This window comes from Paenibacillus sp. FSL H8-0282, assembly GCF_037963825.1.
Classification (GTDB): Bacteria; Bacillota; Bacilli; order Paenibacillales; family Paenibacillaceae; genus Paenibacillus_AQ; species Paenibacillus_AQ odorifer.
The window spans coordinates 5,919,108-5,940,027 of the sequence record NZ_CP150146.1 but is presented as its reverse complement, the minus strand read 5'-3'; the positions used below and the strand labels follow the sequence as shown (position 1 = coordinate 5,940,027).

Genomic DNA, 20,920 nt, shown 5'->3' with positions numbered 1-20,920 from the left:
AATGGGGAGTGGAGTACAACATGCACTGGAACAATTAAAGACAACAGGTGTCCGTATAACGCCCCAGCGTCATGCGATTCTTACGTATTTGATGGAAGCAATGAATCATCCTACAGCTGACGATATATACCGGGCGCTAGAGCCGAAATTTCCGAGCATGAGCGTAGCAACTGTATATAATAATCTCAAGATGTTTATGGAAGCCGGCATGGTTCGCGAGTTGACCTACGGGGATAGTTCCAGTCGTTTTGATGCCAATGTATCTGATCATTATCATGTCATCTGTCAGCTATGCGGTAAGATTGAAGATTTTAGTTATCCTTCGCTTCATGATGTAGAGATACATGCAGAGCAGGAAACGGGCTTCAAAATTACGGGTTTGCGTATGGAATTGCATGGAGTTTGCAAATGTTGCAGAGAGAAGCAACAATAAGACAGAATACTACTGTACTTAAGGGCGTATAGCCAAGCTACACAATAAACGTGTGAAATCCGAAAGCGGAGGACTCACGTTTTTATTTTTTTCAAAATAACAAAATATAGTGAAAATGACTAACTTATACTGGTTATCCGGAACCAAGTGGATGTTATAATCGTATTGTTAGACTTAACTTAAAATCATCTAATATTTGGAGGATATATTTTGGACAGAAGATATAGACAGAAACGCGTTAAAAAGCGCGGAGGTCTTTTCCGACGCTTTTTTGGACTTTTGCTCATTGCGGCAGCAGCTTATTGGGTTGTGTTTTTTGTATTGCCAAATCGCCAGCACATCGATCCAGACTGGAAAGGCCTAGAACATCCTATCTTCGTAAAAGGAGAGCTAACAGGATATTCCGCCTCAGGGACCGGTGATAGCATGCTTTTACCTCTACCATTACTGCAGGAACATGTGGACTCATCTATTCGTTATGAAGAAAAGACTAAATCGGTCATCCTATCAACGGAAAGTGAACTTCTATATATGCAAGAGGATAAAACCGATGCTAGTCTGAACAATCGTCCGCTGCAGCTGCGGCTGGCACCTGAAGTTAAGGAAAAGATAACTTATCTTCCTGCGGATGTTTTAGAAGACCTGTATGGGTTTGAGATTCAAGAGGATACGACTACCGGGGCTGTGCTGTTAATGACAGCAGGGGAGACTGTACCGCTGGGGAAAGTGAAAGGTGAAGCAGGTGATAAGACAGTCGCTCTTCGCAGCGAAGCGTCGATTCACGCACCCATCGTGGCCGATATGTCCCCAGGTGCCATCGTGAGTATTTGGAATAAGGAAAATGAGGACTGGCTGTATGTGCAGTTAAGCAGCGGTTATGCGGGTTATACCAAGGCCAGTGATATTATCTCAGACGGTCAAAAGACAGTGGAACCCAAAAGCACCACTCCCTCACGGGCAGAACGAAGCTGGAAAGGGAAGTCAGTGAATTTGTATTGGGAAGCTGTTTATCAACGCAAACCTGACCCAAGTACATTCGGTGAGCTTCCGGGCGTTAACGTGGCTAGCCCGACTTGGTTCAGTATCATAGATGGTGATGGGAATGTGCGCAGTCAGGCTGATAGTGCGTATGTGCAGTGGGCCCATGAGCGCGGTTTGGAAGTATGGGGGCTGCTCAGCAATAGCTTTGAACCAGACATAACCACTGAGGCATTGTCGAGCTATGAGAAGCGGATGAACGCGATCGTACAGATCCTCGAGTATTCAGATTTATACAAGCTGGATGGAATTAATATTGACTTTGAGAATGTATATACGAAAGACGGGGAGAATGTTACACAATTTATGCGAGAGCTAAAACCTATGGCTCAAGCCAAAAACTTAATCGTCTCCATAGACGTAACCCCTAAATCTAACAGTGAGATGTGGTCAGCATTCCTTGATCGTAGAGCTCTTAATTCAGTAGTTGATTATCTTATTGTTATGGCTTATGACGAGCATTGGGCTGCTAGTCCTGTAGCAGGCTCTGTTGCGTCTCTGCCGTGGGTAGAAAGCTCGTTAAGCCGGATCATAGAGGAAGACGATGTGCCGCCTGAGAAGCTGATTCTAGGGATTCCACTGTACACTAGAATCTGGACTGAGGCCCAGGTGGATGGCAAGACCAAAGTAAGCTCTAAATCGGTTAGTATGAATGCCGTTGAAAAAATTATTAAAGAGAAGAAGCTGACCCCAACCTTTGATAAGGCAGCAGGGCAGAATTACGTTGAGTATAAGGAGGATGGCGCTCTTAAAAAAATATGGATCGAAGACAAAGTTTCTTTAGAAGCTAGAGTTGAGCTTGCTAAGTCTTTAGGGCTTGGTGGCATTGGTTCATGGAATCGCAGCTTTAGTAATCCGTCTGCGTGGGAGGCATTACAAGGGATTCATAAGTAATTATTATTTCATTTATAATGAACAAAGGGGCTCCCAATACGGGGGCCCCTTTGTTGTATTAAGCAAATGTTTGATCGCATTATAAATCGCTAGTAATAAGCTTCTGTAAGATGTGTTTTATTGATTAAGCTGCTGACTCTTAAGTTGTTCCGCAGTAATATTGGCCTCAGCTGGATCCATAGTAAGGATGGTATGGCAGAACATACAGCGGTCTGTTTTGCCCAGCATTTTGGTCAGCTTGTGACATTCAGGGCATTCCAGTTGGACTGCGCTAGTTGACAGCATCCCAGCCCAGAAATAGATTGCAAGACTTGCCATCATTGAGATTAAACCGATTACAAGACCGATTCCAGCGAATACTTTTCCAGTTGAGCCCCAAAACACGATGCCCGCTGTACCCAAAACCATAAGTCCCATTCCGAGCATTGTGAGCAGTAATCCCCATGTGCGAAAAGCGTTGATCTTAGCCGTTTTAAACTTCATGAGTGTTTGCTCCTAACTAAATATAGTTGGGTTGTCCAGAAGGAACTGTCTTTCATATGTAGAATAATAATTATAACTGAATTATAACTGACTGGACGCAAAATCGCCAAATTTAATGGAGGGAAGCATGGAACTGTCCAATGTAACTTTGTTGAGTGGAGAAACGTTTGATGAGAATGTTTTAGGAGCGGTCGTTTTGCGGCAGAATGGGGATATTCCGTTTCAAAGCGCACTTCTTCAAGATTTTGATATGGTAGTGTTAGTTTTGCATGAAGAACAGGATAGAGAGCATATTGTTCGCCATACCATTGCCGGTGACCAACGGACCCAGTCAGTCCATATTGGCCTTTTTGCTTTGGAGCAGGCTGTTATGGCAGGGGATAATAACGAACTTCTTATCAGTTTGATGAGGGGGGAAGTGATCTGGGACCCCAAGGGAATACTAGAGGAAATGCGACGTGAGATACTGCAATTTGAAGGACCGATCAAGGAACGGGTCGCATTTATGGAGTTTGCTCGCTTTTTGCATATGTATGTGAAATCCAAGCGCTATATAGAGGCTGGCTTTATTATGGATGCTTACAACTGTGTATTGATAGCCTTATACCATTGGGCAAGAATAGAAGTGAGTGAAGTGGGTGCTTTCCCCGAGCCAGCTATTTGGGAGCAGGTTAAAAGCATGAATACCTCTGTTCATAAACTTTATGAGGAGTTAACGATCAGTACTGAGACCTTAGAGCAACGTGTGGAGCTTGTGCTTCTTGCATGTGAATTTGGGATTATGTCCAAAATGACGGACTGTTGTCTATTGCTCTTTAATATTTTGAATAGCCGTAAGGAAGCATGGAGCATTAAAGAATTACTGCAGCATTCAGGTCTGAGTCAATTAGAGTCTGAACTACCCCTTGTTTTACGAAAGCTGGTTTCTCGTTCGCTAATCCGAGAGATTACATCTTGGGCTGATGTTCACGAGGGAGAAGGGCATGCGATCCGCTATACATTATAGAGATGAATTAGATACAGCAGAAGATGTTTAATTATAGAGAGATGAGCAAGGATAGGGAGAGGCTGAGCACTCTCTTTTTGTTTGTTTACTAATATGAAACGCTCATATTTATTCAGAAAAATTAATGGTTGACTCTTTCCTTGTTCATGTGTTAAATTATAACTCGTCCCTCTGACACAGAGATGTGCTTTCGAAAACATTCGAAAGACAACCAAAAAAAGAAATTAAAAAAAAGGTTGACTAAAACGAGGACGCTGTGATATATTATAAAGGTCGCTGCTGAACAACGCATCGACGAAATAAACAGCTTGATCTTTGAAAACTGAACAACGAGTGAGTAGGAAATCACGCAAGTGAAATCCAAAATTAGAGAATTAATTTTCTCGTCAGATGTTTCAAAATGAGCATATCGCTCTTTTCAATACTAATTGGAGAGTTTGATCCTGGCTCAGGACGAACGCTGGCGGCGTGCCTAATACATGCAAGTCGAGCGGAGTTACTTTGAAAGCTTGCTTTCAAAGTAACTTAGCGGCGGACGGGTGAGTAACACGTAGGCAACCTGCCCTTCAGACTGGGATAACTACCGGAAACGGTAGCTAATACCGGATAATTTCTTTTTTCTCCTGAGAGAAGAATGAAAGACGGAGCAATCTGTCACTGAGGGATGGGCCTGCGGCGCATTAGCTAGTTGGTGGGGTAACGGCCCACCAAGGCGACGATGCGTAGCCGACCTGAGAGGGTGAACGGCCACACTGGGACTGAGACACGGCCCAGACTCCTACGGGAGGCAGCAGTAGGGAATCTTCCGCAATGGGCGAAAGCCTGACGGAGCAACGCCGCGTGAGTGATGAAGGTTTTCGGATCGTAAAGCTCTGTTGCCAGGGAAGAACGTCCGGTAGAGTAACTGCTACCGGAGTGACGGTACCTGAGAAGAAAGCCCCGGCTAACTACGTGCCAGCAGCCGCGGTAATACGTAGGGGGCAAGCGTTGTCCGGAATTATTGGGCGTAAAGCGCGCGCAGGCGGCTATTTAAGTCTGGTGTTTAAACCTTGGGCTCAACCTGAGGTCGCACTGGAAACTGGGTGGCTTGAGTACAGAAGAGGAAAGTGGAATTCCACGTGTAGCGGTGAAATGCGTAGATATGTGGAGGAACACCAGTGGCGAAGGCGACTTTCTGGGCTGTAACTGACGCTGAGGCGCGAAAGCGTGGGGAGCAAACAGGATTAGATACCCTGGTAGTCCACGCCGTAAACGATGAGTGCTAGGTGTTAGGGGTTTCGATACCCTTGGTGCCGAAGTTAACACAGTAAGCACTCCGCCTGGGGAGTACGGTCGCAAGACTGAAACTCAAAGGAATTGACGGGGACCCGCACAAGCAGTGGAGTATGTGGTTTAATTCGAAGCAACGCGAAGAACCTTACCAGGTCTTGACATCCCTCTGAATCTGCTAGAGATAGCAGCGGCCTTCGGGACAGAGGAGACAGGTGGTGCATGGTTGTCGTCAGCTCGTGTCGTGAGATGTTGGGTTAAGTCCCGCAACGAGCGCAACCCTTAACTTTAGTTGCCAGCAAGTAATGTTGGGCACTCTAGAGTGACTGCCGGTGACAAACCGGAGGAAGGTGGGGATGACGTCAAATCATCATGCCCCTTATGACCTGGGCTACACACGTACTACAATGGCCGGTACAACGGGAAGCGAAGCCGCGAGGTGGAGCCAATCCCATCAAAGCCGGTCTCAGTTCGGATTGCAGGCTGCAACTCGCCTGCATGAAGTCGGAATTGCTAGTAATCGCGGATCAGCATGCCGCGGTGAATACGTTCCCGGGTCTTGTACACACCGCCCGTCACACCACGAGAGTTTACAACACCCGAAGTCGGTGGGGTAACCCGCAAGGGAGCCAGCCGCCGAAGGTGGGGTAGATGATTGGGGTGAAGTCGTAACAAGGTAGCCGTATCGGAAGGTGCGGCTGGATCACCTCCTTTCTATGGAGAATCGTTCTCTGCAATGAGGACATTCAAATCGGAAGCTAAGCTTCCAAACTCAGGTTTAGGCCTGTTACTCACTCGTTGCTCAGTTTTGAGAGTTTAAGCTCTCAAGTAAGACTTGATCCTTGAAAACTGGATACCGAAACGAATTTGCGTTTTAGAACATCTTTTAGCAACTTGTGCAAACAAGTAAATGTTATTAGTGAGATGATTCCAAAGAGAATGTCATCGTATGATATTTTCCTGCGGAAGAATCAAGGTTAAGCTAATAAGAGCACACGGAGGATGCCTAGGCGCCAGGAGCCGACGAAGGACGTGGCGAACAACGAAACTGCCTCGGGGAGCTGTAAGCAAGCTTTGATCCGGGGGTGTCCGAATGGGGAAACCCAGCTGTGGTAATTCGCAGTTACTCATACCTGAATACATAGGGTGTGTAGAGGCAGACCAGGGGAACTGAAACATCTAAGTACCCTGAGGAAGAGAAAACAATAGTGATTCCGTCAGTAGCGGCGAGCGAACGCGGAACAGCCTAAACCTAAGAGCTTGCTCTTAGGGGTTGTGGGACGTCTCACATGGAGTTACAAAGGAATATGGTAGGTGAAGAGGTCTGGAAAGGCCCGCGATAGAGGTAAAAGCCCTGTAGCCTAAACTGTGTTCTCTCCGAGACGGATCCCGAGTAGTGCGGGGCACGTGAAACCCCGTATGAATCCAGCAGGACCATCTGCTAAGGCTAAATACTACCTGGCGACCGATAGTGAAACAGTACCGTGAGGGAAAGGTGAAAAGCACCCCGGAAGGGGAGTGAAATAGAACCTGAAACCGTGTGCTTACAAAAAGTCAGAGCCCGATCTATGGGTGATGGCGTGCCTTTTGTAGAATGAACCGGCGAGTTACGTTTAACATGCAAGGTTAAGCCGAGAAGGTGGAGCCGCAGCGAAAGCGAGTCTGAATAGGGCGACTTAGTATGTGGACGTAGACCCGAAACCGTGTGATCTACCCCTGTCCAGGGTGAAGGTGCGGTAACACGCACTGGAGGCCCGAACCCACGTACGTTGAAAAGTGCGGGGATGAGGTGGGGGTAGCGGAGAAATTCCAATCGAACTCGGAGATAGCTGGTTCTCCCCGAAATAGCTTTAGGGCTAGCCTCGGTATAAGAGTAGTGGAGGTAGAGCACTGATTGGGTGCGGGGTCCGCAAGGATTACCAAGCTCAGTCAAACTCCGAATGCCATATACTTATTGCCGGGAGTCAGACAGTGAGTGCTAAGATCCATTGTCAAAAGGGAAACAGCCCAGACCATCAGCTAAGGTCCCCAAGTGTGTGTTAAGTGGGAAAGGATGTGGAGTTGCACAGACAACCAGGATGTTGGCTTAGAAGCAGCCACCATTGAAAGAGTGCGTAATAGCTCACTGGTCGAGTGACTCTGCGCCGAAAATGTAACGGGGCTAAACACACCACCGAAGCTATGGCTAGATGCTTTGCATCTGGGGTAGGGGAGCGTTGTGTAGGGGTTGAAGGTGTACTGAAAAGAGCGCTGGACACTACACAAGTGAGAATGCCGGTATGAGTAACGAAAAGATCAGTGAGAATCTGATCCGCCGAAAGCCCAAGGTTTCCTGAGGAAGGCTCGTCCGCTCAGGGTAAGTCGGGACCTAAGGCGAGGCCGAAAGGCGTAGTCGAAGGACAACAGTTTGAAATTACTGTACCACCGTAATCCGCTATGAGCGATGGGGTGACGCAGGAGGGTAGTGACGCGGACTGATGGATGTCCGTCTAAGCAGTGAGGCTGATGTGTAGGCAAATCCGCACATCGATAAGGCTGGGCTGTGATGGGGAGCGAAAATTGTAGTAGCGAAGGTCATGATCTCACACTGCCAAGAAAAGCCTCTAGCCAGGAGAAGGTGCCCGTACCGCAAACCGACACAGGTAGGCGAGAAGAGAATTCTAAGGCGCGCGGAAGAACTCTCGTTAAGGAACTCGGCAAAATGACCCCGTAACTTCGGGAGAAGGGGTGCCCCGGTAGTGTGAATAGCACGAGGGGGCCGCAGTGAAAAGGCCCAAGCGACTGTTTAGCAAAAACACAGGTCTGTGCGAAGCCGCAAGGCGAAGTATACGGGCTGACGCCTGCCCGGTGCTGGAAGGTTAAGGGGAGTGGTTAGGGGTAACCCGAAGCTATGAACCGAAGCCCCAGTAAACGGCGGCCGTAACTATAACGGTCCTAAGGTAGCGAAATTCCTTGTCAGGTAAATTCTGACCCGCACGAATGGCGTAACGACTTGGGCGCTGTCTCAACGAGAGATCCGGTGAAATTTTAATACCTGTGAAGATGCAGGTTACCCGCGACAAGACGGAAAGACCCCATGGAGCTTTACTGCAGCTTGATATTGAATTTGGGTACGATCTGTACAGGATAGGTGGGAGCCGTAGAAATCGGAGCGCAAGCTTCGGTGGAGGCGCCGTTGGGATACCACCCTGATCGTATCTAGGTTCTAACCTAGTACCCTTACCGGGTACGGGGACCGTGTCAGGCGGGCAGTTTGACTGGGGCGGTCGCCTCCTAAAGAGTAACGGAGGCGTTCCAAGGTTCCCTCAGAATGGTTGGAAATCATTCGCAGAGTGCAAAGGCATAAGGGAGCTTGACTGCGAGACCTACAAGTCGAGCAGGGACGAAAGTCGGACTTAGTGATCCGGTGGTACCGCATGGAAGGGCCATCGCTCAACGGATAAAAGCTACCCTGGGGATAACAGGCTTATCTCCCCCAAGAGTCCACATCGACGGGGAGGTTTGGCACCTCGATGTCGGCTCATCGCATCCTGGGGCTGAAGTAGGTCCCAAGGGTTGGGCTGTTCGCCCATTAAAGCGGTACGCGAGCTGGGTTCAGAACGTCGTGAGACAGTTCGGTCCCTATCTGTCGTGGGCGCAGGAAATTTGAGAGGAGCTGTCCTTAGTACGAGAGGACCGGGATGGACGTACCGCTGGTGCACCAGTTGTTCCGCCAGGAGCATGGCTGGGTAGCTACGTACGGACGGGATAAGCGCTGAAAGCATCTAAGCGTGAAGCCCCCCTCAAGATGAGATTTCCCAATTAGTAAGACCCCTTGAAGACGACGAGGTAGATAGGTTGGAGGTGGAAGTGCAGCAATGCATGGAGCTGACCAATACTAATCGGTCGAGGGCTTATCCTATACGTAGAATGCAGATTCGTTTCGGATTCAGTTTTCAGGCATCAAGCCTGGTATGAATATTCCCTGATAGCTCAGTTGGTAGAGCACTCGACTGTTAATCGAGTTGTCACAGGTTCGAGTCCTGTTCGGGGAGCCATATGGAGAGGTGTCCGAGTTTGGCCGAAGGAGCACGATTGGAAATCGTGTAGGCGCCACAAGCGTCTCGAGGGTTCGAATCCCTCTCTCTCCGCCACAAATTTTTAATTAGTATGGCCCGTTGGTCAAGGGGTTAAGACACCTCCCTTTCACGGAGGTAACATGGGTTCGAATCCCATACGGGTCACCAAATTTTCACTTGATTTATCCTAGTGGACTTTGGTACAATAACAATTGTTGTTTATGGAGGCTTAGCTCAGCTGGGAGAGCATCTGCCTTACAAGCAGAGGGTCGGGGGTTCGATCCCCTCAGCCTCCACCATAACACTTTCTTACTGACGCGGGGTGGAGCAGCCCGGTAGCTCGTCGGGCTCATAACCCGAAGGCCGCAGGTTCAAATCCTGCCCCCGCAACCAATTAACTTAAGCAATTATATCTTTTGGAACCGTGGTGTAGTTGGCCTAACATGCCTGCCTGTCACGCAGGAGATCGCGGGTTCGAATCCCGTCGGTTCCGCCATTTTCATCATGGCTCGGTAGCTCAGTCGGTAGAGCAGAGGACTGAAAATCCTCGTGTCGGCGGTTCGATTCCGTCCCGAGCCACCATTTATCATCACAAAAGAATGAGTGCCATGCCGGTGTAGCTCAATTGGTAGAGCAACTGACTTGTAATCAGTAGGTTGGGGGTTCAAGTCCTCTCGCCGGCACCATCCTTGGAGGATTAGCGAAGTGGCCAAACGCATCAGACTGTAAATCTGCTCACGTGAGTGTTCGGTGGTTCGAATCCATCATCCTCCACCAGTTTTTAGGGGCATAGTTTAAAGGTAGAACAACGGTCTCCAAAACCGTTGGTGTGGGTTCAATTCCTGCTGCCCCTGCCAAGTTCTTTCTAAAGTTTAATATGGCGGCCGTGGCGAAGGGGTTAACGCACCGGATTGTGGTTCCGGCATTCGTGGGTTCGAGACCCATCGGCCGCCCCATTTACTTTAAAATGAATGATGGCAACAATATTAACTTAATATGGCGACTGTGGCGAAGGGGTTAACGCACCGGATTGTGGTTCCGGCATTCGTGGGTTCGAGACCCATCAGTCGCCCCATTTTACTTTAAAATGTTATTGGGGATTAGCCAAGCGGTAAGGCAACGGACTTTGACTCCGTCACTCATAGGTTCGAATCCTATATCCCCAGCCATTTTATGCGGACGTGGCTCAGCGGTAGAGCATCGCCTTGCCAAGGCGAGGGTCGCGGGTTCGATTCCCGTCGTCCGCTCCAAGTTTTCATGGCGCCATAGCCAAGTGGTAAGGCAAAGCTCTGCAAAAGCTTTATCCCCAGTTCAAATCTGGGTGGCGCCTCCATTTAGTTCATATGTGCCGGCGTGGCGGAATGGCAGACGCGCTCGACTCAAAATCGAGTGGGAAACCGTGGAGGTTCGAGTCCTCTCGCCGGTATCTTAAAAAGGTTTGTAAGAATGCTTTTATAAGCATTCTTACAAACCTTTTTTCTTTATGTTCTTGGGTTTACAGCATTAAGCCGTTGAAATAGAGAAACTCTCTATTCAACGGCTTTTTTAATCTGATTAGTGATTAACCTGATTGATTATTAATGCGGAATGCTCGCGGAGTAAGACCTATTTCTCGTTTAAACATATTGCAGAATTGGGCATCGTTCACAAAACCTGCAGCAGCGGATACTTCAGAGATTTGCATCTGAGTATGACGTAATAGAGATTTTGCATAATCCAGGCGTTTTAACAGCAAATACCGCAGGGGTGAAGACCCGAAACGTTCTTTAAATAGATGGCGAAAACGATCGTAACTATATCCGGACATTTCTGATAGTGTTTCGACGGACAATTTATGGCGATAATGCTCATTCATATAATTAAGGACATATTGTACTCGATCTTCTGTTGGGGATTGATAGCCAGAGGCACTAAGAAGCCTCATAAGATGGACGGTAATCTCGCTCATTTGTAGGTTTAGAAGCTCAGAGAATCCGTCTTGCTTGCGTGAAAACTCTGCTTTCATTCGCAGTAGGATCTGAAGAACGGTCTGATCTTTATCATCTTCATATACGCCGTGCAGATTACTCATATTAGGGTGTTCCGAGTGGAAGCCTACAAATAATACATTTGCATCCTCACGGTGGTGCTCGTCATGTTTATGATTAGGTGGCACAAGCGCGAAAGAAGAAGAGCGAAAATGGTAACTTCGTGGGCCAACATTGGTTGTCCCTACCCCCTGTAAATAATAGACTAGTTCGTAGCATTCATGCTGGTGTGGAGGGATATAAGTATTTAGCTCATGTGTGGCACTTACAATATATAGAACACGATCCATGATGATCCTCCAATACTTATGTTTTAGCCGAATCGTACAAAACTATGACCGAAATCATATAATTATTTTTAATAATATTTGTTATGATCGTATCAATAAATCCGAAAGTTCGCAACCTGACTGGCCATCTCGTTCGGAAATAAAGCGGATTATTAATAATAATGGTATTTTTATTGCTATTTTTGAGCCTAAACGTTAAATTTATTACTTTCAATGATACTTTATTTGGAAAAAAGAGAATTTCCATTTGAACCGTGAATTATACAATGGGTGAAGATGGGATTCTGCGGATTACTAACCAACTAAAATTAGGGGTGGAATAGAGTAATGAATAAAAAAGTTCTTTCTTTGTTGTTATTAATGGTGATGGTTCTGGTCACAGCATGTGGAAATAACACGTCCAATAACGGTTCTTCTGCGAATACTGGATCAAACGCTGCTGAGGGTGGAGAAACAGGTGCAGGGGATAAACTCAAGGTTGTATTGCTGATTCCGGGGACACTTGGGGATAAATCATTTTTTGATTCCGCTAATAACGGCTTGCAAAAGGTTAAGGATGAACTTGGTGCAGAAACAAAGGTTGTTGAAATGGGCGTTGATAAAACGAAATGGGAGCCTACATTTAACGATATCGCTTCCGAGGATTGGGATGTAATTATTTCTGGCGGTTCTGAAATTACAGAGATGTTTAATGCAACGGCAGAATTGTATCCAGACAAAAAATTCATTAATTATGATACCGACATCGATGAAGCACCAGATAACATGTACAACATGTCTTATGCGACAAATGAAGTATCTTTCTTGGCAGGTGCCGTAGCAGCATTAGCTACACAATCGGATATGCCGAATGCTACCCCTGAGAATGTGATTGGGTTTGTCGGCGGTATGGATATTCCGGGGATTAATGCTTTCTTGGTCGGTTACATTCAAGGTGCTCAGTACGTTGATCCTGATGTAAAAGTGGCTGTGTCGTACGCTGGTGATTTTGTTAACCCGGCAAAAGGTAAGGAGCTGTCTTTAATTCAATATAACTCCGGTGTGGATGTTATTTTTAACGTGGCTGGGGGTACAGGTCTTGGGATCTTTGACGCAGCTAAAGAGAAGAAAAAATATGCAATCGGTGTAGACTCCGATCAGGCAATGTTGATTAACGATACGGATAGTGAAAAAGCAAATCTAATCGTTACTTCATCTATTAAAAAGATTGATACGGCTATTCTAGGTGCAGTGAAGAGATTGCAAGAGGGTACGCTAGACATGGGCAAACGTGATGTATTGAGCTTTGTAGATGATGGTGTAGGTATTGCTGAGAATGATATTTATAAAAATGTATTCCCGGCTGATCTTCAGGCCAAGGTTGAAGAAGTGAAGCAAAAGCTGATCAATAAAGAAGTTAAAGTGGATAATGCGATGGGGATGGAAACCGCAGAGGTAGAAGCTATTCGTAACGCAGTTAAGCCTTAAGCTTTAAATCTTAAGATCAGTTCTATAGAGATAAACCTACAGTTGGAGATTCTTCTAGTCAGGGGAATTCCAGCTGTATATTTTTGCAGACCTCCAAGTTGAAAGGCGTTGAGACCTATGTACACAGCTCTGCTGGAAATGCGGGGAATTACCAAGGTATATCCCAATGGCGTCGTTGCAAATAAAGACGTGCATTTTTCTTTACGTGAGGGAGAAATACATGCGATTGCAGGTGAGAACGGTGCAGGTAAATCGACTTTAATGAAGATTATGTTCGGCATGGAAGAGCCAAGTGAAGGCGAGATCTATATCAAGGGTGAAAAAGTAAAGCTGCAATCCGCTCAGGACGCCATTGATAGAGGCATCGGCATGGTCCACCAGCATTTCATGTTGGTACCTTCTTTTACGGTGGCAGAGAATATGGTGCTGGGTATGGAGCCGCGCAGAGGAGTTGGCATTAATTATGCCGAGGCTGTGCGCATGACGGAAGAGACCGCAAGGAAATACAATCTGGCCGTGGATCCAAAGGCAAAAGTAGAGGATCTTACAGTTGGGATGAAGCAAAAGGTTGAGATTCTTAAGGCGCTGCTGCGTGGTGCGAAGATTCTGGTGCTTGATGAGCCAACTGCGGTGTTGACTCCACAGGAAACAGAGGAATTGTTCCGCGAGCTTAAGCAATTAAGGGAACAGGGGCATACGATAGTTTTTATTTCGCACAAATTAAAGGAAGTCAAAGCGATTTGCGACAGAATTACGATTATGCGCAGCGGCCGTAGTGAAGGTGTTTTTCAAACACAGGATGTGACAGAACAGGAAATCTCGCGATTAATGGTCGGCAGAGATGTCGTGCTGAAATATGACAAAGAGATTCTGGCTGTTAGTGAGCCAGTACTAACGGTGCAGGGACTCGGTGTGAATGATGCAGATGGCAAAGCATTATTGTCGGATATCAATTTTGCGGTACGTGGTGGGCAGATCGTTGGGATTGCTGGTGTAGAAGGCAACGGGCAGACACAGCTCATTGAAGCTCTTACAGGTAGCTTGAGAGGTGTCTCAAGTCAGGGTTCTGTACTAGTGAAGGGAAAGGATATCCGTGAATCGGATATTTTGGATATTCGTAAGCTAGGCGTTTCCTATATACCGGAGGATCGGATGCGGCAAGGGATCGCTAGTGAGGCAAGCATAGCTGATAATCTGCTATCTACTCAGTATCGTACAAAAGCAATGAATAAAGGTCTTTTTTTGAATGGCTCACGAATTGCCAAGCTAGCAGTATCCCTTGTAGAGGAATTTAAAGTCCGCTGTTCAGGACCTTCTCAGCCCATAGGAATGTTGTCAGGTGGTAACATGCAGAAGGTAGTCGTAGCTAGAGAGTATTCGACTGAACCGCAGCTGCTTATTGCAGAACAGCCGACACGGGGTGTGGATATAGGCGCAGCCCAGTTCATACATCAAAAGTTGTTGGAATTACGTTCAGACGATTGCGCGATTTTGCTAGTGTCGGCAGATTTGAATGAGATCTTGGAGATCAGCGATAGTCTGTTAGTAATGTACGAGGGTAAGATTGTTGCCTTTTTCGAGGAGCCCTCTAAGGTTAGTGAGGAAGAATTAGGTCTTTATATGCTGGGGATTCATCGACAGGACGAGGAGCACATCGGGAGGGCCGTAAATCATGTTTAAAGTTAAATATTTTGAGTACATTCGGACATCGGCGGTAATCGTTATTGCACTCGCTATTGCCTTTCTGATCATCTCTTTGGTCAGTAATCAGCCTGTGAAGACGATTGGTATATTCCTATTAGAGCCGTTATCCAGTAAAGGTCATATTGGTAATGTGATTGAGATGGCGATTCCGCTCATGTTCACTGGGTTGGCAGTATCCTTGTTGTTTCGAGCCAATATGTTCAACCTGGGAGCTGAAGGGATTTTCTATTTCTCCGGTGTTGTAACTTCCGTATTGGCTATTCATTTAACGCTGGACGGCTGGCTGCATCCGATGGTAGCTATTGCTGCAGGTTCAATTGTAGGAGCGTTGCTCTCGGCAATACCTGGTATTCTGAAGGCAAAATGGAATGCTAATGAGTTGGTTACATCCTTAATGTTCAATAATATTTTGTTCGGAGTAGGGCTATACCTACTGAACTATCATCTGCGTGATGCTAAAGCTTTTGCCAATGTATCCTACAAATTCGAGAAAACGGCACTGCTGAGTAAAATGGTCTCGGGCACCCGTATTCATACCGGTCTTATTATCGTTATCGTGCTTATTATTGCAGCTCATCTATTCCTATACAAAACGAAATGGGGATATGAGCTGCGCATGACAGGCATCAACCGGGACTTTGCCCGTTATTCCGGTATGAAGACAGCCAAGGTTATTATTCTCGTCCACTTGATTGCAGGTTTTATCGCAGGTATGGGGGGCTCCGTAGAAGTGCTGGGGATGTATAACCGTTTCCAATGGACGTCCCTGCCTGGTTATGGTTTGGATGGTGCCCTTGTAGCGATGTTAGCCAAAAATAATCCGCTGTCCGTAATCGGCTCTGCATTATTCCTAGCGTACATTCGAATTGGGGCTGACATGATGGCGCGTTTGTCTGATGTACCTTCAGAGATGATCTCAATTATACAGGCAATTATCATTCTTCTGATTTCGGCTGAGCAATTTCTGAAGTTCTGGAAAAATCGGATGCTCTTGAAGGAGGCGAAGGAAGCGTGAACAGTTTGTTTGATGTGATTTTTACAACTGACTTTGCGTTCTCTGTCCTTCGCGTGACGACTCCGATTCTGTTCGCTGCGCTCGGCGCACTTATCTCCAATCGTGCAGGGATCATTAACATTGGGATGGAGGGCATCATGCTTGTTGCCGCTTTAGCGGGTGTCATCATAAGCAGCTATACGCATAGCGCGTGGGTAGGTCTGCTTGGGGCGGTGTTGTCTGGAACATTGATCGCTGGAATATTAGCTTTTTTCACCCTGAAATTCAAAACACATATCATTCTCGGGGGTGTGGCCATTAATATGTTCGCTTCGGGAGGCACTGTGTTTATCCTCTATCTGCTTAGTGGCGACAAGGGTTCTTCCACTTCTCTGGCGAGTAAAGTTCTGCCTAGTGTCCAGATTCCTTTGTTGAAGGATATCCCGGTGCTTGGACCTATTTTATCGGGGCATCACATTCTGACGTATGTTTCTATATTGGCTGTGTTTGTTGTCTACTATCTATTAAACCGTACACCGCTTGGACTGCGCATTCGTTCAGTGGGTGAAAATCCACATGCGGCTCAATCCGTGGGTGTAAGTGTTGTAAAAATACAGTATATGGCTTTGCTGCTTAGCGGATTTTTTGCCGGTTTAGGCGGTGCTTATATGTCGATGGGGTATTTGTCACTGTTTACCCGCGATATGATCGCTGGCCGGGGCTGGATTGCCATTGCCGCTGAGTCGATGGGAAGAAGTACGACCGTAGGCACGGCGCTGACCTCTTTATTATTTGGTACTGCAGATGCATTGTCGAATGCGCTACAGGTGTTAAAGATTCCTGCGGAGCTAATCGCCACTCTTCCTTATGTAGCCACAGTAATTGGACTTGTGATCTACGCAGTATCTGAGACACGAAAAAAGAATAAAAAACTTAAAAGCCCGCTAGTTAAATAGCGATTGAAATGATTGATACACAGACAAGGAGTGAGTAACTATGCCAACACCTATTATTATTGACTGCGATCCAGGGCATGATGACGCAATAGCGATACTGCTTGCCATAGCAAATTCGGAGAAGTTAGATCTGCGCGGGATTACAACGGTTGGTGGAAACCAAATTTTAGATAAAATCACGGAAAACGCCCTGAAGGTGATCAGCTTCGTGAATGCTGACATTCCTGTAGCTAAAGGGGCTGCTGGCCCACTGTTCGGCAAGCTTGTTACAGGTGAGGAAGCGCATGGTGAATCGGGCATGGATGGCCCGCTTTTGCCCCCAAGTAAATTCCGCCCTGTAGAGCAGGGTGCTGTGGAGTTTATGCTGAATATCATCCGTTCTTCAGAGGAGAAGATTACGCTCGTGCCGATGGCTCCTTTAACAAATATCGCACTGCTAATCACGGCTTATCCAGAGATTAAAGACAGAATTGAAAAAATCTCACTGATGGGGGGAGGTATCTCTTATGGGAATGTCACCTCTACTGCGGAGTTTAATATCTATGTAGATCCTGAAGCAGCCCGTATTGTGTTTGAGTCGGGGATTCCGATCACAATGAGTGGTCTGGATGTGACCGATAAGGCTGCTATTTTTGAAGATGAGATCCTAGCATTGAAAGAGCGGGGACCAGTGTCTACAATGGTCGGAGAATTGCTGGATTTCTATTCGATTTACGGTAAAAAAATGGGCTATGTCGGCAGTGCGCTGCATGATCCATGTGCTGTTGCCTGGCTGCTGCATCCGGAACTATTTGAATCTGAGCATCTATATGTAACGGTGGAGACAGAAGGCAAGCTGACGCGGGGAATGACAGTTGCAGACAGACGGAAGAAGACGGATCGTCCAGCGAATGTGCAAGTATTGGTGGGCGTTGACCGGGAAGCATTTATGAAGCTGATCTTTGATTCACTGGAAAAGCTTGATCAAGAGCTGCTGCTAGCGGCTGAAGGGAAGTAGCCTATGGCAGGATGGGAGAGACTTCAAGAGACCGTGCAGTTTGAAATTGCTCAGCGTGGAGAAGAAGGTTGCGAGATTGATGGGTTCGCGGATAAGCTAGCGGCTGCTGGTGCCGATGAGCTCAAGCTGATGCAGGTATACAATGAGCTAATGGAGCTTACGATTAGTGAGGATTTTCCGTATCAAGAGCCATCCTCTCTGGAGGAGATTCGTCAACTACGTCCAGAAGGTCCACGTAAGCTTGAGGCGGACTGGAGCGAGGCAGAATGGAGAGATAAGTTCTATGGAGCCTGGCTCGGTAGAAGTGTCGGCTGCGCACTCGGGAAACCGCTGGAGTATTGGGACTATCTCTATGGGAAAGATGGCCGTTCGGGCTGGGAGAATATTGAGCTATGGTTTCAGGGTGCGGACGCCTGGCCAATTACTGGCTATACGCCTGGGCATTCACGGGCAGAGGCTGAATATGGTCTTGGCTTAAGTGAATGGACATATGCGAGTACCCGCGAGACGATCAAGTATATGGAAAGCGATGACGATATTCGCTACACTGTCCTGGGTCTTATGCTGCTGGAGCAGAAGGGTCTGAACTGGGATTCTTGGGATATCGGAAAGCTGTGGCATACACATTTAACATATAGTCAGGTGTGCACGGCGGAGACACAGTCATATATGAATTTTGCGCAGGAGACCTCTCATCTGCATGGCGAGAAGCCTGCGGATTGGCTGGTGCGGCAGGAAAGAGTGCGGATGCACTTAAACCCTTACCGCGAGTGGATTGGTGCCGCTATACGCGCAGATGGACTGGCTTATGGCGCAGCAGGTTATCCTGAGCTTGCGGCAGAACTAGGCTGGCGCGACGCTTCATTTTCACATGTGAAAAATGGTATCTACGGTGAGATGTTGAATGCGGCGATGATATCGGCAGCTTTTGCAGAGAAGGATAATGAACGGATCCTAGAGATAGGCCTTAGTGAGATTCCGCGTACCAGTCGTTTGGCCAGTGATGTTTTGCGGGGGATAGATATTGCGCAGAAGGCCAAAAGTGAGCGGGAGTTGGTTCGTAACATTTGGGATACTTTTAGCCACTATGATGCAGTCCATACAAATAATAATGCTGCTCTTGTAGCTGCGTCGCTTGTTTATGGCGGGAATGACTTTGAAAAAACAGTTGTCACTTCCGTATATGGTGGAATGGATACAGACTGTAACGGGGCTACTGTGGGCTCAATTATGGGAGCGAAGCTTGGAGCAAGTAAGTTGCCGGCTTCATGGATCGAACCGCTTCACGATACGTTATATGCCGATCTGCCCGGATTTCATCCGATAGCGATTTCGGAATGTGCGGAACGCAGCTACCAAGTGTTCTTGAAGATTCGCAGAGAGCTTGGCGAAAAGGCATAAAAGATTTAGCGAGTATGGGACTCGATAGATCAGGGATTCAGGGATTACTATATGAATTATGGGATGTCTTAAGCTATTGGCTTAGACATCTTTTTTTGTGTAACAGCAGGTCTTTAATCACACTCCAACGAACCAAATGTAGCTTTAACTGCATTTCATACACTTAAAAAAACCAAATATGGCTATATTAACAGTGGAGCGTTTAGTGGTGGGGCAATAGGAGAATCATGATTTCAAGAGGGAAGGATTATCTTTGCTAACCCTTTTTATTTTATTAATAAATGTGTAAAAAGAGCCCGGTATAAAGGGGTTTTAGGTTTTCATCAACCTTCCTGGTATATCATTTAAAGAAAAATGATGACACAGCAGAAGAAATGTCTTATTATTTAAGGAGATTTTTAATAAAACAGATTTTAGAAAATTGTAATACAATGTCTCACTTGATGGAGGTTCATTATATAAGGGAAAGGAAGGGGGAGCTTCTAATACTGTCGCTGAGTCGGGTAAGTAAAGGGTACAAGCTGAAGGAAGGCATCTATCAGGCTGTAGATGAGGTATCGCTGGAGGTAAAGCAGGGATCCATTCATGGGATCATTGGTGAGAGTGGTGCGGGGAAATCTACGCTGCTGCGACTGATGAATCTTCTGGAACAGCCGGATGAGGGAACGGTTACCGTAGATGGCCACAACCTGACCGAAATGCCTAGTAAAGCACTGCGTAAAGCAAGGCAAAAGATTGGAATGATCTTTCAACAATTTAATCTTGTTTATAACGTCACTGTAGAGCGGAATGTTTCGATCCCGCTGGAGCTGGCAGATGTCCCAAAGCATGAACGAATGAAGCGTGTGAAGGAGTGTCTGGATTTTGTTGGACTGGCAGATAAGGCAAAACAATATCCGGCACAGCTCAGCGGAGGACAACGTCAGCGTGTTGCGATTGCCCGCGCGCTAGCGAACAGTCCGGGAATATTACTGTGTGACGAGCCAACGTCCTCCCTGGACCCTGGAACCACTACAGATATCTTGAACGTGCTGAAGCATGTGAATTCAAGTCTTGGAGTAACGGTTGTCATTGTTACGCATGAGATGGATGTTGTTAAAAGCATATGTACTCATGTATCGGTGATGGAAAAAGGGCGCATTGTAGATTCGTTCTCTCGTGAAGACGGTGAATTCCGTCCAGCGGCAGCCAGTACCGGGACATACCGCGATCAGATTCTTGGTAAAGCGGGGGAAGATCATGTTTGATAGTGTACTTCAATATCAGGCACAGATGTGGGATTCGATTGGTGAAACCTTTGTGATGGTTGGTATTTCTGTTGGAGCGGCCGTGCTGCTGGGGCTTCCACTGGGTACCTTGTTGTTTTTTTTCCGAAAAGGGCAGCTTTATGAGAATACAACGTTGTCTCTGGTGCTCAACAGTATCGTTAATATTATCCGCTCTTTTCCGTTCCTGCTGCTGGTCGTTGCGCTAATTCCAGTCACTCGTTTCCTGGTCGGGACCGCCATTGGTACGATTGCAGCAGCGGTTCCATTATCTATAATCGCTATTGCCTATTATGCTCGGTTAGTGGAGCAGTCGTTGCTGGAGGTTCCTAAAGGGGTCATTGAAGCAGCATTATCGATGGGAGCCTCGAAGCTGGGCTTGATCTTTAAATTTCTGTATGTGGAAGCTCGTTCGGGTCTAGTCCTTGGACTTACTACTTCTACAATTAGCTTTATCTCCTTCTCGACCGTGATGGGAGTTGTTGGTGGGGGAGGGGTTGGTGATTTCGCTATCCGTTATGGTTATCAGCGTTTTGAGACGGAAGTGATGATCTATGCCATTCTAGTGATGATTGTATTAGTCCAATTGGTTCAGTTCACCGGGGGGACTATCGCAAGGCTGTTGGATAAGCGGTAAT

13 protein-coding genes, 16 tRNA genes and 2 rRNA genes are annotated in these 20,920 nt (G+C 46.8%); 29 read left to right on the top strand and 2 right to left on the bottom strand.

From position 1 onward, the window contains the following. Window position 1: 1 nt before the first annotated feature. Both perR and NST94_RS25715 read left to right on the top strand, forming a co-directional pair. Window positions 2–433: a peroxide-responsive transcriptional repressor PerR gene (perR, locus tag NST94_RS25720; protein WP_036680160.1), complete on the top strand. Its 432-nt coding sequence runs from the start codon at window positions 2–4 to the stop codon at window positions 431–433. Between the two features lie 210 nt (window positions 434–643). Then, complete coding sequence (locus tag NST94_RS25715; RefSeq protein ID WP_339281421.1) at window positions 644–2,365, top strand: glycosyl hydrolase family 18 protein; 1,722 nt, start codon at window positions 644–646, stop codon at window positions 2,363–2,365. Between the two features lie 117 nt (window positions 2,366–2,482). On the opposite strand, the gene NST94_RS25710 is transcribed toward NST94_RS25715, so the two are convergent. After that, window positions 2,483–2,848, bottom strand: a complete 366-nt coding sequence (locus tag NST94_RS25710) for a DUF2614 family zinc ribbon-containing protein (RefSeq protein ID WP_036680151.1) — start codon at window positions 2,846–2,848, stop codon at window positions 2,483–2,485. Between the two features lie 127 nt (window positions 2,849–2,975). On the opposite strand from NST94_RS25710, the gene NST94_RS25705 reads away from it, so the two are divergent. The 19 genes from NST94_RS25705 (at window position 2,976) to NST94_RS25615 (ending at window position 10,607) form a co-directional block, all read left to right on the top strand. Continuing rightward, window positions 2,976–3,854: a nucleotidyltransferase-like protein gene (locus NST94_RS25705; protein WP_280753539.1), complete on the top strand. Its 879-nt coding sequence runs from the start codon at window positions 2,976–2,978 to the stop codon at window positions 3,852–3,854. Window positions 3,855–4,279: 425 nt separating this feature from the next. Further along, a 16S ribosomal RNA gene (locus tag NST94_RS25700) occupies window positions 4,280–5,837 on the top strand. A gap of 261 nt (window positions 5,838–6,098) precedes the next feature. Continuing rightward, window positions 6,099–9,024: ribosomal RNA gene (locus NST94_RS25695) — 23S ribosomal RNA — on the top strand. The 16S and 23S rRNA genes sit together here with 16 tRNA genes alongside, the layout of an rRNA operon. 60 nt (window positions 9,025–9,084) lie before the next feature. Further along, window positions 9,085–9,160, top strand: a tRNA-Asn gene (locus NST94_RS25690). A gap of 3 nt (window positions 9,161–9,163) precedes the next feature. Next, window positions 9,164–9,256 (top strand) — tRNA-Ser (locus NST94_RS25685). Between the two features lie 18 nt (window positions 9,257–9,274). After that, a tRNA-Glu gene (locus tag NST94_RS25680) sits at window positions 9,275–9,349 on the top strand. Between the two features lie 55 nt (window positions 9,350–9,404). Further along, window positions 9,405–9,480 (top strand) — tRNA-Val (locus NST94_RS25675). 17 nt (window positions 9,481–9,497) lie between these two features. Then, window positions 9,498–9,574, top strand: a tRNA-Met gene (locus NST94_RS25670). A 25-nt stretch (window positions 9,575–9,599) separates the two neighbouring features. Further along, window positions 9,600–9,677, top strand: a tRNA-Asp gene (locus NST94_RS25665). A gap of 10 nt (window positions 9,678–9,687) precedes the next feature. Next, window positions 9,688–9,763: transfer RNA gene (locus tag NST94_RS25660), tRNA-Phe, on the top strand. 28 nt (window positions 9,764–9,791) lie between these two features. Continuing rightward, window positions 9,792–9,867 (top strand) — tRNA-Thr (locus NST94_RS25655). Between the two features lie 5 nt (window positions 9,868–9,872). Continuing rightward, window positions 9,873–9,958, top strand: a tRNA-Tyr gene (locus NST94_RS25650). A gap of 6 nt (window positions 9,959–9,964) precedes the next feature. Further along, window positions 9,965–10,038, top strand: a tRNA-Trp gene (locus NST94_RS25645). 23 nt (window positions 10,039–10,061) lie between these two features. Then, window positions 10,062–10,137 (top strand) — tRNA-His (locus tag NST94_RS25640). 43 nt (window positions 10,138–10,180) lie between these two features. Further along, window positions 10,181–10,256 (top strand) — tRNA-His (locus NST94_RS25635). Between the two features lie 19 nt (window positions 10,257–10,275). Next, window positions 10,276–10,350, top strand: a tRNA-Gln gene (locus NST94_RS25630). A gap of 6 nt (window positions 10,351–10,356) precedes the next feature. Continuing rightward, window positions 10,357–10,431 (top strand) — tRNA-Gly (locus tag NST94_RS25625). A 9-nt stretch (window positions 10,432–10,440) separates the two neighbouring features. Beyond that, a tRNA-Cys gene (locus NST94_RS25620) sits at window positions 10,441–10,514 on the top strand. 14 nt (window positions 10,515–10,528) lie between these two features. Beyond that, window positions 10,529–10,607 (top strand) — tRNA-Leu (locus tag NST94_RS25615). Window positions 10,608–10,742: 135 nt separating this feature from the next. Here the strand turns inward: NST94_RS25615 and NST94_RS25610 are convergent. After that, on the bottom strand, window positions 10,743–11,498 hold the full coding sequence (locus tag NST94_RS25610; protein WP_280753763.1) for an AraC family transcriptional regulator: 756 nt from the start codon (window positions 11,496–11,498) through the stop codon (window positions 10,743–10,745). Between the two features lie 327 nt (window positions 11,499–11,825). Here NST94_RS25610 and NST94_RS25605 point away from each other — a divergent pair, with 327 nt between their 5' ends. The 8 genes from NST94_RS25605 to NST94_RS25570 all read left to right on the top strand — a co-directional run bounded on the left by NST94_RS25605 (window position 11,826) and on the right by NST94_RS25570 (window position 20,919). Next, window positions 11,826–12,965, top strand: a complete 1,140-nt coding sequence (locus NST94_RS25605; protein WP_339281420.1) for a BMP family ABC transporter substrate-binding protein — start codon at window positions 11,826–11,828, stop codon at window positions 12,963–12,965. 117 nt (window positions 12,966–13,082) lie between these two features. Continuing rightward, window positions 13,083–14,645 carry an ABC transporter ATP-binding protein gene (locus tag NST94_RS25600; protein WP_339281419.1) on the top strand — a complete coding sequence of 521 codons (1,563 nt, stop codon included), beginning with the start codon at window positions 13,083–13,085 and terminating at the stop codon, window positions 14,643–14,645. Further along, entirely contained in the window at window positions 14,638–15,684 is a 1,047-nt protein-coding gene (locus NST94_RS25595) for an ABC transporter permease (protein ID WP_036685569.1), read from the top strand. Before NST94_RS25600 ends, NST94_RS25595 begins: the two co-directional genes overlap by 8 nt. After that, complete coding sequence (locus NST94_RS25590; protein ID WP_036685567.1) at window positions 15,681–16,619, top strand: ABC transporter permease; 939 nt, start codon at window positions 15,681–15,683, stop codon at window positions 16,617–16,619. The genes NST94_RS25595 and NST94_RS25590 overlap by 4 nt, the downstream gene beginning before the upstream one ends. Window positions 16,620–16,659: 40 nt before the next feature. Continuing rightward, window positions 16,660–17,616 carry a nucleoside hydrolase gene (locus tag NST94_RS25585; RefSeq protein ID WP_076184827.1) on the top strand — a complete coding sequence of 319 codons (957 nt, stop codon included), beginning with the start codon at window positions 16,660–16,662 and terminating at the stop codon, window positions 17,614–17,616. 3 nt (window positions 17,617–17,619) lie between these two features. After that, complete coding sequence (locus tag NST94_RS25580) at window positions 17,620–19,017, top strand: ADP-ribosylglycohydrolase family protein (protein ID WP_076302375.1); 1,398 nt, start codon at window positions 17,620–17,622, stop codon at window positions 19,015–19,017. 485 nt (window positions 19,018–19,502) lie between these two features. Next, on the top strand, window positions 19,503–20,264 hold the full coding sequence (locus NST94_RS25575; RefSeq protein ID WP_081386423.1) for an ATP-binding cassette domain-containing protein: 762 nt from the start codon (window positions 19,503–19,505) through the stop codon (window positions 20,262–20,264). Next, window positions 20,257–20,919 carry a methionine ABC transporter permease gene (locus NST94_RS25570; RefSeq protein ID WP_036685560.1) on the top strand — a complete coding sequence of 221 codons (663 nt, stop codon included), beginning with the start codon at window positions 20,257–20,259 and terminating at the stop codon, window positions 20,917–20,919. Before NST94_RS25575 ends, NST94_RS25570 begins: the two co-directional genes overlap by 8 nt. Window position 20,920 lies beyond the last annotated feature (1 nt).

What these genes read in the sequence shown, in the direction of transcription:
- perR (WP_036680160.1), top strand. Translation starts at nt 2, where the DNA reads ATGGGGAGTGGAGTACAACATGCACTGGAACAATTAAAGACAACAGGT.
- NST94_RS25710 (WP_036680151.1), bottom strand. Translation starts at nt 2,848, where the DNA reads ATGAAGTTTAAAACGGCTAAGATCAACGCTTTTCGCACATGGGGATTA.
- NST94_RS25705 (WP_280753539.1), top strand. Translation starts at nt 2,976, where the DNA reads ATGGAACTGTCCAATGTAACTTTGTTGAGTGGAGAAACGTTTGATGAG.
- NST94_RS25610 (WP_280753763.1), bottom strand. Translation starts at nt 11,498, where the DNA reads ATGGATCGTGTTCTATATATTGTAAGTGCCACACATGAGCTAAATACT.
- NST94_RS25605 (WP_339281420.1), top strand. Translation starts at nt 11,826, where the DNA reads ATGAATAAAAAAGTTCTTTCTTTGTTGTTATTAATGGTGATGGTTCTG.
- NST94_RS25600 (WP_339281419.1), top strand. Translation starts at nt 13,083, where the DNA reads ATGTACACAGCTCTGCTGGAAATGCGGGGAATTACCAAGGTATATCCC.
- NST94_RS25595 (WP_036685569.1), top strand. Translation starts at nt 14,638, where the DNA reads ATGTTTAAAGTTAAATATTTTGAGTACATTCGGACATCGGCGGTAATC.
- NST94_RS25585 (WP_076184827.1), top strand. Translation starts at nt 16,660, where the DNA reads ATGCCAACACCTATTATTATTGACTGCGATCCAGGGCATGATGACGCA.
- NST94_RS25580 (WP_076302375.1), top strand. Translation starts at nt 17,620, where the DNA reads ATGGCAGGATGGGAGAGACTTCAAGAGACCGTGCAGTTTGAAATTGCT.
- NST94_RS25570 (WP_036685560.1), top strand. Translation starts at nt 20,257, where the DNA reads ATGTTTGATAGTGTACTTCAATATCAGGCACAGATGTGGGATTCGATT.